This is a genomic window from Empedobacter sp. UBA5528, assembly GCF_002426075.1.
Classification (GTDB): domain Bacteria; phylum Bacteroidota; class Bacteroidia; order Flavobacteriales; family Weeksellaceae; genus Empedobacter; species Empedobacter falsenii_B.
In genome coordinates, this window is record NZ_DINY01000032.1 from 1 (window position 1) to 13,030 (window position 13,030).

General features: G+C 31.0%; 14 protein-coding genes. 5 read left to right on the plus strand and 9 right to left on the minus strand.

Annotated features, from left to right (window positions below; all coding sequences use genetic code 11):
- Positions 1-35: 35 nt before the first annotated feature.
- The 5 genes from B4L98_RS07320 to B4L98_RS07340 form a co-directional block, all read right to left on the minus strand.
- Positions 36-317, minus strand: a complete 282-nt coding sequence (locus B4L98_RS07320) for a hypothetical protein (RefSeq protein WP_291071063.1) — start codon at positions 315-317, stop codon at positions 36-38.
- Positions 314-766 carry a DUF5063 domain-containing protein gene (locus tag B4L98_RS07325; RefSeq protein ID WP_291071065.1) on the minus strand — a complete coding sequence of 151 codons (453 nt, stop codon included), beginning with the start codon at positions 764-766 and terminating at the stop codon, positions 314-316. Before B4L98_RS07325 ends, B4L98_RS07320 begins: the two co-directional genes overlap by 4 nt.
- 219 nt (positions 767-985) lie before the next feature.
- On the minus strand, positions 986-1,711 hold the full coding sequence (locus tag B4L98_RS07330) for a hypothetical protein (protein ID WP_286496198.1): 726 nt from the start codon (positions 1,709-1,711) through the stop codon (positions 986-988).
- A gap of 70 nt (positions 1,712-1,781) precedes the next feature.
- The gene (locus B4L98_RS07335; protein WP_171622699.1) at positions 1,782-2,015 is read right to left on the minus strand and encodes a hypothetical protein; all 234 of its coding nucleotides are present in this window, start codon (positions 2,013-2,015) and stop codon (positions 1,782-1,784) included.
- 351 nt (positions 2,016-2,366) lie between these two features.
- Entirely contained in the window at positions 2,367-4,079 is a 1,713-nt protein-coding gene (locus tag B4L98_RS07340) for a DUF262 domain-containing protein (protein ID WP_291077907.1), read from the minus strand.
- Positions 4,080-4,671: 592 nt separating this feature from the next.
- On the opposite strand from B4L98_RS07340, the gene B4L98_RS07345 reads away from it, so the two are divergent.
- The 3 genes from B4L98_RS07345 to B4L98_RS07355 all read left to right on the plus strand — a co-directional run bounded on the left by B4L98_RS07345 (position 4,672) and on the right by B4L98_RS07355 (position 6,583).
- The gene (locus B4L98_RS07345; RefSeq protein WP_115001161.1) at positions 4,672-5,313 is read left to right on the plus strand and encodes a DUF6266 family protein; all 642 of its coding nucleotides are present in this window, start codon (positions 4,672-4,674) and stop codon (positions 5,311-5,313) included.
- Positions 5,314-5,882: 569 nt separating this feature from the next.
- Entirely contained in the window at positions 5,883-6,089 is a 207-nt protein-coding gene (locus B4L98_RS07350) for a helix-turn-helix domain-containing protein (RefSeq protein ID WP_125349309.1), read from the plus strand.
- 146 nt (positions 6,090-6,235) lie between these two features.
- A complete protein-coding gene (locus B4L98_RS07355) occupies positions 6,236-6,583 on the plus strand; it encodes a hypothetical protein (RefSeq protein WP_125349230.1) in 348 nt (115 codons plus the stop codon).
- 254 nt (positions 6,584-6,837) lie between these two features.
- Here the strand turns inward: B4L98_RS07355 and B4L98_RS07360 are convergent, their stop codons facing one another.
- From B4L98_RS07360 to B4L98_RS07370, 3 genes are all read right to left on the minus strand, one after another.
- Positions 6,838-8,787, minus strand: coding sequence for an oleate hydratase (locus B4L98_RS07360; protein WP_280050124.1), 1,950 nt, complete (start codon positions 8,785-8,787; stop codon positions 6,838-6,840).
- Positions 8,788-8,880: 93 nt separating this feature from the next.
- Positions 8,881-9,120: a helix-turn-helix domain-containing protein gene (locus B4L98_RS07365; protein WP_291077909.1), complete on the minus strand. Its 240-nt coding sequence runs from the start codon at positions 9,118-9,120 to the stop codon at positions 8,881-8,883.
- A gap of 183 nt (positions 9,121-9,303) precedes the next feature.
- Positions 9,304-9,756 (minus strand): hypothetical protein, encoded by a 453-nt coding sequence (locus tag B4L98_RS07370; protein ID WP_291077911.1) that lies wholly within the window; start codon positions 9,754-9,756, stop codon positions 9,304-9,306.
- 293 nt (positions 9,757-10,049) lie between these two features.
- Between B4L98_RS07370 and B4L98_RS07375 the strand changes: the two genes are divergently transcribed.
- Entirely contained in the window at positions 10,050-11,240 is a 1,191-nt protein-coding gene (locus B4L98_RS07375) for an MFS transporter (protein WP_286496195.1), read from the plus strand.
- 9 nt (positions 11,241-11,249) lie between these two features.
- On the plus strand, positions 11,250-11,687 hold the full coding sequence (locus B4L98_RS07380) for a hypothetical protein (protein ID WP_291077913.1): 438 nt from the start codon (positions 11,250-11,252) through the stop codon (positions 11,685-11,687).
- 51 nt (positions 11,688-11,738) lie between these two features.
- On the opposite strand, the gene aceA is transcribed toward B4L98_RS07380, so the two are convergent.
- Positions 11,739-13,016: an isocitrate lyase gene (gene aceA, locus B4L98_RS07385; RefSeq protein WP_291077922.1), complete on the minus strand. Its 1,278-nt coding sequence runs from the start codon at positions 13,014-13,016 to the stop codon at positions 11,739-11,741.
- Positions 13,017-13,030: the final 14 nt, after the last annotated feature.

Here is a 13,030-nt window from a genome sequence, read left to right on the forward strand (position 1 = left end):
TGTGCAACAGTTACCGATGTTATCTGCAGTATTTTTTATCCGATTGAAATTCCGTTGAAATAAATATAAATTGCTGCAATTATTAAAATTAAAGTTTCAACAATCCAAATATTTTCTTTGCTGAATTTTTTACTTTTTACAATTGATTGTTCTGCTCCTAAAATAAAGAAGAAAATTATAAATCCAATAAATGCAAAAGTTCCGCCTAACGCTTTTCCTCCATTACTGTCGATTAAAAGATAATTTATCGACATAAATAATAGCAGAATTTCTAAAATTCCAATTACGATTAAAAAAGGTGTAATTATAATTTTCATTTTATTTGGTTAATGTAATTCAGTAGATTAATTAAATGATTTTTTGTGTGAGTTTCAAAAGTGAATTTGTAAAACCATTTTGCGTCATTTTCGCTTGTGTTTTCAGTTCTCCATTTTGTTTCTTGCAAATCAAAAATTATATCAGTTAAATCATCAATAGAATCTCCAATTAGATTTTCGTATTCGTTTTCTATTTCTGAAATTTCATTCGCAATTTTGTAAAATCCAAATTTTGGAAAGTTTGATTCTATATTTTCACGAATATTTAAAAGTTCTGTTTTTTCAAATTCAGGATAATCGTTTTCATCAAATTCATATTCAATTTCGAAATAAGAATTATAAATTTTCACAAGATTTTTTTCAAGATTTTTTTCTTTGTTTTCTTCGTTTAAATTTTTAATTAATCCGTATTTTGAGATTTCATTGATTTGGTCTAAAAGTTCTTTCATAGACGCAGTTTTGATAATATTGCAGATAACGAGCCTGGTATTTGCGAAGAACGGGAAGAAAATTGAACGAAGTTCAAGTTCGTGCGTTCAAGCAAATTGCTTAGCTGAAACTAAATTATATAAAAGTTTTCTGAAAAGCAATTTTGCGAACGGAAAAAGAAGGGATGAAAGTTTACTTTCAGCCCGTTTTTCGCAAATACTATGTTGGTAGCAGTTTTTTTAACTAGGAATTACAACTTTTAAATTTAGTCTATCTTTCATTTCCAGCATTTTATTGTTTAAAATTTCATTATACTCTCTTTGAGTAATTATTTTTCTTTTATCCTTGAAAGGTTTTATTTTGATATTTTTATTATATTTCATTTCTTCTAGGATAACTTCTTGATTACCATTAAAGTTAATTTTAACAATTAATCCTTTTAAACCTAAAAGTCCAAACGGTAATATATTTTTTGAATAACTGTCATCATATAAAACTTCAATTGTATATTCTCTGTCTTTTGTTACTCCTTTTTCTATTTTTGTAAATTTAGCTTTTTTACATATACGTTCCAAACAAGAAATATTGTCTTCAATAATCTCCCAAGTAAAATCATTTTCATCAATTTTAATTACATAATCTCTTCTACTGTTTAATGTAATGTTATTTTTGTAATCATAAAAAAAATCACCTTGAGATTTTATAAATACTTCTGTTAAATCGAAGCTAGTACCTTGTGAATTATTTAATTTAGACTCGGCTTTAAAAGTTCCTATTGAATCATTTTGTTCAAGTATATATGTTATTGAATCGTCGAATTTTACCGAAATTCCTTTTTTACTTAATGCGGTGATTTTTTCAGAGTCATAAGCATTATAAAATTTATATATAAATGTATTAGCTTTTTCTTGAGCAAATAGATTATAAGTAAATAATAATAATATTAAAATTTTAATTGTTTTCATATTATAAATTATAATTAATATTTATTTTGATCCTTTAATTATTAAAGGATCAAAATAAAAAAAATAATGATTATCTATTCATATTGTTAAATGTACAAATATTGTACATAGCGTCTCCAAGTTCAATTAACTCATCTGAAGATAATCCTAAGTTAGCCTCTTCAAATACTTGTATTGTTAAAGATCTTTTTTCTTCACAATTTTCTTTTTGAATAATTGTTTTGGGTTCTTCAATCTTTTCATTTGAAGCAAAAGCAAGTGTTCCAATTAGCATAAAACCTAATGTAAAAACTAATTTTTTCATGTAATTTTTTTTAGTGTTAAATTAATTAATCTGCTTCCTGCAGTAGGTTGGGTTATTTCCCATATTGGTAATAATTTAATAAATCAATTTGTTTACAAAATACGATATAATCTCTTTAGTAGTGAGTGGCTATATTTGAGAAATTTGTAAAATGTTCTTCAAAACTATTTAAATAAACCGTAATTCTTCAACGTCATGCTGTTAAAAATTGCAACCAACGTTTCGGGGCTTTGCGATGGTGGGGCAATCTTAGCACAAATCTTCAATTTTGCACAAAAGTTGAACCGAAGAACTACCGCTGAACTTTGCAGTTTCGCCCCACTATTGCAAAACCCTTGTTAGTGGCAGTACTTATTTTTTCCATACTGTTTTTGCGTGTTCATATAAATCGTTTGCTCGTTCTTCAATTGTTTGTTCGTTCCATTCTGGAAGTTGCAAATATTTAGAAATTGTCTCAAGTCCGCCAGAATATTGTAGCAAACCTTTTTTGTCGCCTTTTCCTTTTTTCTTTGTCGCCCAACTTGAATCTCGGATTGTTGCGTTCAAAGATTGAGTAATAATTGTCAAGTTTCCAAGTGTTAAAAGTTTTCTGTTTCTTTTAATTCTGTCTTCTTGATTGCTTAATTTCCCCCAATGGTTTTCCCATTTTTTGGGCATTAAATGCTCTAAACTGTATTTGCTAATTCCTAAAACTTGTGTCGATTGTAAACTTCTATTTCTGATTTTCGATTCAAGTAAATACAAAATACCTGCGGATTGCTTGTTTACTAAAATTTCTGAATGAAAACCGTTTTTCAGTTCATCGTCTGTTGGAAAAAAGTTTATTCTGTCAGATTGTGTTTCTAAAAAGTCTGTAAATTCTTGTTTTGAAAGAATTTGATGAGAAATTAATCGGTCAGTAAATAATTGGTTGTAATTTTTTGTATTTGCGTGAACAACCATTCTTCGCATTATGAAACTTTCCAAAAACTCAAACAATTCTTTTTTCGTTTGTTGGTCTGTTACGTTTTTCAAAACATATAAAACGTAAGGAATTAGGGTAGAAGTTTCAAGTCCGAAAATAATTGCATTGATTCTTTCAACGCCATATTCGTCTGTCAATTCATTTTCGATGATGTCGTAGTCGAAACTTTCTTGGAAAATCAATGCATATTCTTTTAGTTCTGCAAGAATTGCGTTTTTGTCGTTGTTCAAATATTCCTTTATGAATTTTTTGTAGGATTCAAAAAGTTGCTCAACTTTTGAAAATTCAATTTTGTCTTCGGTTTTTACCGAAAACGTGTTTTCTTGAATTTTGATTTGAAGATATGAATAGAAAAATAAGTCAATGAAAGTTCTTTTTAAACGACCAGTTGTAATTTCTCTATCCCAATAATTTTTGGTTTCGTCATCTTTTTCAAAGACGTTTTTCCAATAAACATTATAAGAATTTATTTCTGTGCGATTGAAAAAGTAGTTTTTCAACAATTCGGCAGTTGTCAATTTAACGCCTAACGAATTTATAGTGTCAAAAATTTGCTGTTCGTCTTCGTTTTCGTCAAGGTCGATTCCAACGAATAGAATTTTAGAAAGTATGTTTTGAAAATTGAGTTTTGTTGGGTCAATATTTTTTGAGAAATATGTGTAAGCTTTGGTTATATTGTCTTCTCCAGCTAAATCTTTTTCTTCGGTCAAATTCAAAATAACTTCAAACGCATCAATGTCGTTATGATTGTGTTTTAACGCAATGTCATTGCTGATAAGTTTAAAAATTCGTTCAAAAGTTGAGTTTTGATTTGTCTTTAAACACAAAACTTTGAAAAAAATATTTAGAGTTGTTAAACGCTGTTGTCCGTCAATTAATGTTCTAATGTCGCCAACTTGATTTCCTGTGTTTGTCGGTTGTTGTTTTAGAATTACTGAACCTAGAAAATATGGTTTGTTAGATAAACTTACGTTTTCCATATCCTCCAAAAGTCTTTCCCATTGGTCATTTCCCCAAACATAAGCTCTTTGAAAAAATGGAATTTCTAAAATTCTGTTTCCATTAAAAATGTCGTTAATTGTTCGTTTTCCTGCGTCCATATTTTATTTTGTGTTCTTGTTTTGCGGTGTCGTGATAGTATTGCCACTAACATTGTTTTTTCACGAAACTGATCTAGCTTTTGTTTCGTAAAAAATCACCTATATCTGCATTTCGTAAAATTAGAAGCAAATATAATTATTTTTTTGTAAATAAGATACTTATAAAAACAAAATTCATGTATCACGAAATAATTTAATGTAGAATGTAATAATGAATGTATGGATAGCGAAACAAAGTATTCTTGCATCATTTTATTTTTACAATTTCAATTTCCTCCCACTTTTGTTCGTGTTTTCTTCGACCGTTCTTCGACGAGAATGCCGTTTTTCCGAAGATTCGTCGAACAATGGTCGAACAATGGTCGAACAAGACCAAAATTGACCAAAAATTCAACTTCTCTCTAGCTCTTATAAATAGGAGGTTAGCGAGGTTTTTATTTTGTTATATTACTATTATTGTGTAAAAAGCAACTGGACAAAAGTGGACAAATGCGGGCAGAGCAGGGCAAATGCGGGCACAAAATTGTGTTTTTGTAAATGGTGTTGTTTCTGTTGCTAACTTTATGAATATTAACAATAAAAACTTGCAATTATGGCAGAAATTAAAAAAGGAATCCTTGGTGGATTCTCAGGAAAAGTAGGAACTGTAGTAGGCGTTAATTGGCGCGGCAAAGACATTATCCGTAGTTTGCCAAAAAAATCTAAAAGCCAACCTACTGATTTGCAATTGATGCAACAAATCAAATTTAAGAAAATTATTGGTTTTTTGCAACCAATTCGTCTTATTCTTAATTTATATTTTGGGAATAGAGTCGGGCTAAAATCGCGCTACAACATCGCGACTTCTTATATGCTGAACAATGCATTGGAAATGGAGAATGGTTTACCTGTTATTGTATTAGAGCGTGTATTGGTGTCGAAAGGCGATTTGGTTGGCTTTTTACAACCTACGATAGAGACGGCAGGTGGGGATAGTTTCCAAATGAATTGGGAAGATAATTCTGGGCAAGGCAATGCGCAACCTTCGGATTTTGTGAATCTTGTTTGTTATTGCGAGGAACTAAATTCGTTCGAAGTGTTTCAGAATGTTGTAACTCGTGATTCTATGATTATAGATGTTACTTTACCAACGTATTACAATGGCAAAAAAGTGAATTTTTGGGCGTTTCTGAATAGTGAAACAAAGGCTATGGCGAGTACCAGTATTTATCTTGGCGAGTATATGGTTGTGTAAAGGTAGTAGTGAGGTAGTAGTAAAATGAAGTTCGTTGATTGGAGTGATTTTTCGGTACAATACTTTGTTTAACGGCGTAGAAGAGTGAAGAAGAATCGTATCGAAAATAGAATTTTATAGATGTTGTTCAAATTTATTTTGACCACATAGAAACATAGTTTTAGTTGTGATGGCTTGTAAAAATTAGTTGAAAATACGAATAGGTAGACTACTAATTGGAAAGCAAAATCATTTGGTTCTATGTTTCTATGTGGTATTTTTTTTGCAAAGTGAATATGTGTTTTTTTTTCATCTTTATGTTTGGTGTAAAATTCTGGGAGAACCTTGCTTGTATTTATGGTTTTAATCCTAAAACTGTTCAACGATACATTGGTTTATTGTCGAACATAATCGATTTGAGTACTCTACAAAAAGTAGGGTGATAGCTAGATTTCGTGTAAAGGAATATTGTTTGTTTGGTAAATATTTGGTTATTAAGTATTTATTTTATAAATTAGTACATCTTAACATCAACTAAATATATGAAAAATGATTTATTTTTACAAAACGATGGAGAGGCATTAAAGGATATGAAGCTCCTGCTGATAGAATTCCAAAAAACTTTTCTACTATTAGAAGAAAATCAGAAATTCTATGATAACGCAGACCTAAAAAGTTTGCTTAACGTGAGTGACAAAACGTTGTATAGGATGAGGAAAACGAATAAGATTCCTTATATAAAATTTGGAAATAAATTTTATTATCCAAAACAGTTCTTTAACCAAATGGCTCTTTGATAAGAGCTTTTTTTGTGGGGTGTTGGGAGTGGTTGAGATTTTGTATATTGGAATGTTGTTGAATGAAATATAGAAATGACAACTTTTTTGTAAAACAGGTTTTGTTTATTCTTGTAAAGAAATATTGTTAAGTTTAATTTTGTAAAATGACCCTGACTGATAGTATTGGAAAAATTATAACCGAAATAAAATATTGTTATAACCCAGAAAATAAATATGGATTACAGGAGTTTGAGTCTTTTATAAAAATTGATAATGATAAACTAATTCAAATTCCTTACTTTCCAACAGAAGAATGGAATGAAAGTGAAACTTTAAAAAAGTTTGAATTAGCAAGGAAAGTTGAATCTAAACCAATAGAATTAATTTTAAATTTAAAAATCATTAATTATCATTTTAAATATTTCGAAAATGAACTTGATGAAATGGAGAAAGCAATAATTGAGCTTGAAAATGGACTATATATTACTGAGAAAATGGACCATTTGGATTAACTGATGTTGATTTGCATAGTATGCATACAATAGAATTTCTAAAATTAAAGGAAAATATTGAATCAGAATTTGAAATAAAACCTTTAATAATTCAATAATAATATCACTATAGCTAATATTTATTAATAAAAGCTGGTATAGTTTTTAAATAGAAAAAAATATAGTAATACTCAAAAAGCTTCTAAATCACTAAAGATTTAGAAGCTTTTATTAGTTTTATAGCATTGGTATTCAGGATTGAATTGTGGGTGATTTTAACCTCTAAAATGTCCTACCCATTCTTTGAATTTACCAAATTGTTCTAATAGAAAAGATTCTTTTTCTTCTTCCTCTTGAGGAGAATCTGATCCAATAGGTAGAATATGTTCAAAATAAGTTCCTTTTAAAACTTTATTCAATAAACCTTCACCCATAAATGGTTTATCATCGTTCAACGTTTTAGTTGCTTTTAATAAATGACGAATGTCGTATTGTAATGGATTAATGTCTGGAACTTGCTTATTTAAATTAAGTAATTCATAAACTGCAATACGTGCGGTACGAACAGAACTTTCCATTGTGAAAACTACATCGTTATTGGTTTCTACAAATTGACCTACTAAACCTAGATTCTTACAATCATCTGGAACTACTTGTGGGCGGTCTCCTTTTGCTCTAGGCATAAACATAGATGTGATGTAAGGCATATAAGCAGAACGAGTGATTGTATTCTCAATAACGTCATCTATTTGGTCTTCAATTCCTAAATGATAACATAATTCTGTTAGGATTTCGTTTCCTGTACAAGTAGGCATTGTTTTCTTGATGTAGTTTCCTTCTTTATCCATAAATAATGCATAAACCCAAAGAACTAAAATATCATCTGGTTGTGTAGGAAAATGTGGTTGACGATTACAAGTAAAACTCATTAACCAATTAGAATCTGTAATGGTAATAATTCCACCTGTAACAGTTTGACCTGAATATGGATCATTAACAGAATATTCTTTTAGTTTTTCTACTAATGCAGAAGGTTTACAAGTTAAAGTAACAGATTCCCATGAAGATTTTTCAATATTCCCACAAAATTTTTCTGGACGACCAAAAACAGGAGATTTAGCAGAAAGGTTTTTCCATAGTTTCCATCCTGCACTTTGACCACTAGTATTATTATCTATCGCTAAAACTGGTGCCGTTGTATTATCTCCATACGCAGTATCTTCAGTCATAGAACCAGTAGTTACAATAACATAATCATTTGGTGTAACAGGAATAATTACATCTTGTCCATCTTGTTCTGTTATAATTCCTTTGACTACTTTTCCTTCTGTATTAATTAATAAATCTAAATCTTTAACCAGTGTATTTAACTGAATTTTTACTCCTTTTTCTTTTAACCATTTACCTAATGGCGTAACAAAAGTGTCGTATTGATTGTATTTAGGGAACACCAATGAAGAAAGATCATTTAAACCATCAATCGCATGTAAAAAGCGATGCATATATAATTTGAATTCTAGTAAACTATGCCAATTCTCAAAGGCAAACATTGTACGCCAAAATGTCCAGAAATTACTTTCTAAGAATGATTGATTAAAATAATCTTCAATTGTTATATCATCCAACTCTTCTTTTTTCTTTAACAAAAGTTTGATAATAGCTAATTGATCTTTCTTATTCAAACCAAATTTACTAAAGTCTTTTACTTTCCCTTTTTCATGAATTAAACGTGCAATAGAATAATTAGAATCATTATCATTTACTAATCTATATTCGTCTAAAACACTATAAGGTTCTGGTAACTCTAATGCAGGAATGTCTTGGAAAATATCCCATAAATTCTCGTAGGTACAATCCATTTCTCGACCTCCTCGAATTATGTAACCATCTTTTGCATTTCCAGCTCCATCTAACGAACCTCCTTCGACCTGAAGTTGTTCTATAAATGTGATATTCTCTGGAGTGAAATGTCCGTCTCTAATAAAATAATAGGCAGTAGCTAAACCTGCAATACCACTTCCCACAATATATACCTTACTGTCCTTATAAGATTTTGTAGGAATTCCTTTATTGCGTTGGTAATTTCCTATCTGATCAGAGAAAGGATAAGATTTTTCTGGAGTGTTTCTTGGTGTTTCTTTACTTGCATCTGGTTGATGATCAATATTTCCGTAGATAGTAGAATGATTTAAAACGTTGTCAAATTTTGAAGTAACTTTATCCATAATTATTTATTTTAAGATTCTAGAATAAAATTACGCTTTATTACTTTTCTAAAGTATCCCGAAATTCGTCATTTGTATCCCAAATTTCTTTTTTTATATATGTTGTTGTTTTCTATATTGTTGAGGAGAAATTGAAGTGTATTTTTTAAAAAACCGACCAAAAGATGAAGAAGAGTTGAAACCTAGATCTAATGCTATTTGGACAATTGTTTTCTCTGAGTAGCCAAGCAAAACATACGCTTCTTTTAATAAATACTCGTCAATAATAACATGTGGAGTTTTCTTAGTTGCTTTTTTTACAAGGTGAATCAAATATTTATTTGTAATAAACAATTGATCTGCATAAAACTGTACGTCTTTGTGAGCGATAACATTTTCTTGAACAAGTTGCGTAAACTTACAAAATAGAGTGTTGATTTCGCGGGAATAATTTTTATTTACTCTTGAATATTGTTCAGCAATTATAGAGGCAGTTTCAAGAAGTAAAGTAAAAATAATCGATCGAATAATATCTTCTTAGAACAAAACATTTCTTTCTCGTTGTTCTTGAAGATAATTGATTAACATTAAAAGATGATTCGCATCTTTTTTATTTGCCTTACAAACTGTAAAGTTTTGATGTGTAAACAAATTAAGTTTATCAATAAAGAAAGGATTAGAAATGTTTTTAAGGAGAAAGTTTTTCTCAAAAAACAACAATTTCATTCTAAAATTAGAGTTAGTATCTAGAATTTTCAAAACAGTAGAAGGAGCAGAAATTAAGAATTCATTTTGAGTAATACAATATTTCTGAGAGTCTATCTCAACTTCTATCGAGCCAGATAAACAAATACAAAATGCATAAAAGTCGATTCGAAATGATCTTTCAGGAAACGCAAAAATTGGATTTCCTGATGAGATATAATATAGTTTATTACAATTTACGCCATAAAAAGACAAGGTCTCTTTTAGGTTTTCATAGTTTTTCATGCTTGAAAATAATAGTTGGTCAGATCGTTTTTTTAGGGTAGTAGAATTGATATAGCAAAAATAAGAATTGTTTAGTAAGTAATTAAATACAATAAGGTATTTTAACTGTATTCTAATGTAAAAGTTATTTTCATATCAACTAAGTAGTTCTTAAATAAGAAATTTCATGAATATAATCAATGAAATATCGGCTAACAATGTTGAATGATGTAGTAATTTTTTGTAACAAGTAATACTTTTGGATTGTGTAGTTTGTTTCGGTTAAGATAAATTACCTTTGCAAAAAATCCGTTATGTTTTCTGCCATTAATAAAAAATTAAATTCAGATCCCGTTTATAATCTCCATTTTATTTTAATGTGTTTGAGTTCGTTGTTGTTTTCAGCGAGTTTTAATATGATGATTCCCGAGCTACCTGCTTATTTAAGCAGCATGGGAGGAGCAGAATACAAAGGATTTATTATTGCATTATTTACCTTGACAGCGGGAATTTCGAGACCTTTTAGTGGAAAATTAACCGATAAAGTGGGGCGGGTACCTATTATGGCAGTCGGTTCTATTGTCTGTTTTGTGTGCGGAATTTTATATCCTGTTTTAACAACCGTTTCAGGTTTTTTATTTTTGAGATTGGTACACGGCTTTTCGACAGGTTTCAAACCCACTGCAACAGCAGCTTATATTGCAGATATTATTCCGCGCGAACGTTGGGGCGAAGCATTGGGCTTGCACGGAATTTGTTTCAGTATCGGAATGGCAATTGGACCTGCATTGGGAAGTACAATTACATTATATACATCGATTAATGTGATGTTTTTTACGTCTTCGTTTTTCGCATTATTATCGATATTGATTTTATTCAATATGAAAGAGACCTTGCAAAATAAACAGAAATTTTCGTTCGGATTACTAAAGATTTCGAAGCAAGATGTTTTTGCAAAAGAAGCTTTGCCAGCGGCATTGATTACGTTTCTTTCGTATGTTGCTTATGGTTCTATATTGACATTAATTCCAGATTGGACCGAACATTTAGGTTTTCAAAATAAAGGCGTTTTCTTTATCGTATTTACAATATCATCTATGATGGTTCGTTTCTTTGCAGGTAAGATATCTGACCAAAAAGGGCGTGTGTTGGTGATAAAATTAGGCTTAGTTTTATTGATTATTGCATTGGTACTTTTGGCTTCTATTGATGCAAAAATAGGGTTGATTTTAGGAGGTTTGATGTATGGCATTTCAACCGGAATTCTTTCTCCTGCACTAAATGCATGGACAATAGATTTTAGCAAACCTGATGAACGTGGAAAGGCAATGGCAACGATGTATATTGCGTTGGAAGCGGGGATAGGATTTGGAGCATTGTGCGCGGGTTGGTATTTTCAGGATTATTTGGATCGTATTCCGATGGTGATTTATGTTTCGGCATTTATTTGTCTTTTGGGAACCATTTACATGCTGAAATTTAAGAATAAGCCTCAAACAATTTAATTGAAAGAAATGAAAGCAGAATTATATCAATTTATAGCACAACAAATCGACGATAAGATAACGTATTTGAATGGTTTGATTGACGATTTGCGCGCCTCTAACAACGATACTAAAAGTAGTATGGGCGATAAATACGAAACATCGCGCGAAATGATGCAACAGGAAATTACTCGAATTCAAAATCAATTGAATGAAGTTTTGATTCAACAAGACATCTTTTCTAAAATAAAAATTGTGGAAAACAAAACTATTGGTTTAGGAAGTTATGTTGAAACTACGATGGGAAATTTCTGTATGGCGTGTAGTTTTGGGGAAATTATTTTCGAGAATAAAAAGATATTTGTCCTATCAACTCAAACTCCTTTGGCTAGAATCTTGGTTGGGAAATCGGAACAAGATACTTTCGAAATGAATGGAAAAGTTTTTGTAATTAGTAAAATTAATTAAAATAAAAAAGGACGTAGTTGCGGTACGTCCTTTCTAATTGAAAAGTATGTATTAGAATTGTGCGGCTTCCGTACTTTCGGCCATAGCCGTAGTAGACGAAATGCCTTGTTGCACTGTGTTTTGTACGTAATCGAAATATTGTGTTCCTACAAAAGATTGGTGTTTTACAGCTGCAAAACCTTCTTCTTGTAACGCAAATTCTTTTTCTTGTAATGCCGAATATCCCGCCATTCCTTTGGCTTTGTATGCACGTGATAACTCGAACATAGAGGTATTCATCGCATGGAAACCTGCTAAAGTGATGAATTGGAATTTGTATCCCATTTCAGCTAAATCTTCGCGAAATGTTTCCATTTGAGCTTCTGTTAAATGTTTTGCCCAATTAAATGAAGGCGAACAATTATAAGCTAACATCTGATTTGGATATTTTTCTCGAATCGCTTGTGCAAATTCTCTTGCCATTCCAAGATCTGGATTAGATGTTTCCATCCAAATTAAATCAGCATAAGGCGCATAGCTTAAACCTCGATTAATTCCTTGTTCCAAACCATTTCTCACATTGTAAAAACCTTCAGAAGTTCTACTTCCTTGTATAATAAAAGGTTGATCTCTTTCATCAATATCCGAAGTAATCAAATTCGCAGCTTCTGCATCAGTTCTGGCAACCAATAGAGTAGGAACGCCGCAAACATCTGCTGCTAAACGAGCTGCAACCAATTTGTTAATTGCTTCTTGTGTTGGAACTAAAACTTTTCCTCCAAGATGACCACATTTTTTGGCTGATGACAATTGATCTTCGAAATGAACGCCAGCAGTACCAGCTTCTATCATTTGTTTCATCAATTCATAAGCATTCAAGTTTCCTCCAAATCCAGCTTCTGCATCGGCAACAATTGGTACCATATAATCAATGTTTCCCTGTTCGGTAACAGATTGTATTTCATCGCGACGACGCAACGCATTGTTAATACGTTTTATCACCATTGGAACCGAGTTGGCTGGATACAATGATTGATCTGGGTACATTTCTGCCGAAAGATTTGCATCTGCAGCAACTTGCCATCCCGAAAGATAAATTGCATCCAAACCAGCTTGCACTTCTTGTATGGCTTGATTACCATTCAAAGCGCCTAAACCCGCCATAAATGGTTTTGAATTCAAACCTTCCCAAAGTTTCTTAGCCCCTAATCTTGCTAAGGTGTAATCGATGTCCAAAGAACCTCTTAATCGAATTACATCTTCTGCTGAATAAGGACGAACAACGTCTGTCCAGCGTGGATTAGTTTCCCAATCCTGCCGAATCTTCNNTCTTCTGAATTCTTTCTTGATTGCTCATAATTGTG

Coding starts and splice junctions, on each gene's coding strand:
- B4L98_RS07340 (WP_291077907.1), bottom strand. CDS start 4,079: ATGGACGCAGGAAAACGAACAATTAACGACATTTTTAATGGAAACAGA.
- B4L98_RS07335 (WP_171622699.1), bottom strand. CDS start 2,015: ATGAAAAAATTAGTTTTTACATTAGGTTTTATGCTAATTGGAACACTT.
- B4L98_RS07325 (WP_291071065.1), bottom strand. CDS start 766: ATGAAAGAACTTTTAGACCAAATCAATGAAATCTCAAAATACGGATTA.
- B4L98_RS07355 (WP_125349230.1), top strand. CDS start 6,236: ATGACCCTGACTGATAGTATTGGAAAAATTATAACCGAAATAAAATAT.
- B4L98_RS07350 (WP_125349309.1), top strand. CDS start 5,883: ATGAAGCTCCTGCTGATAGAATTCCAAAAAACTTTTCTACTATTAGAA.
- B4L98_RS07370 (WP_291077911.1), bottom strand. CDS start 9,756: ATGAAAAACTATGAAAACCTAAAAGAGACCTTGTCTTTTTATGGCGTA.
- B4L98_RS07360 (WP_280050124.1), bottom strand. CDS start 8,787: ATGGATAAAGTTACTTCAAAATTTGACAACGTTTTAAATCATTCTACT.
- B4L98_RS07345 (WP_115001161.1), top strand. CDS start 4,672: ATGGCAGAAATTAAAAAAGGAATCCTTGGTGGATTCTCAGGAAAAGTA.
- B4L98_RS07330 (WP_286496198.1), bottom strand. CDS start 1,711: ATGAAAACAATTAAAATTTTAATATTATTATTATTTACTTATAATCTA.
- B4L98_RS07320 (WP_291071063.1), bottom strand. CDS start 317: ATGAAAATTATAATTACACCTTTTTTAATCGTAATTGGAATTTTAGAA.
- B4L98_RS07380 (WP_291077913.1), top strand. CDS start 11,250: ATGAAAGCAGAATTATATCAATTTATAGCACAACAAATCGACGATAAG.
- B4L98_RS07375 (WP_286496195.1), top strand. CDS start 10,050: ATGTTTTCTGCCATTAATAAAAAATTAAATTCAGATCCCGTTTATAAT.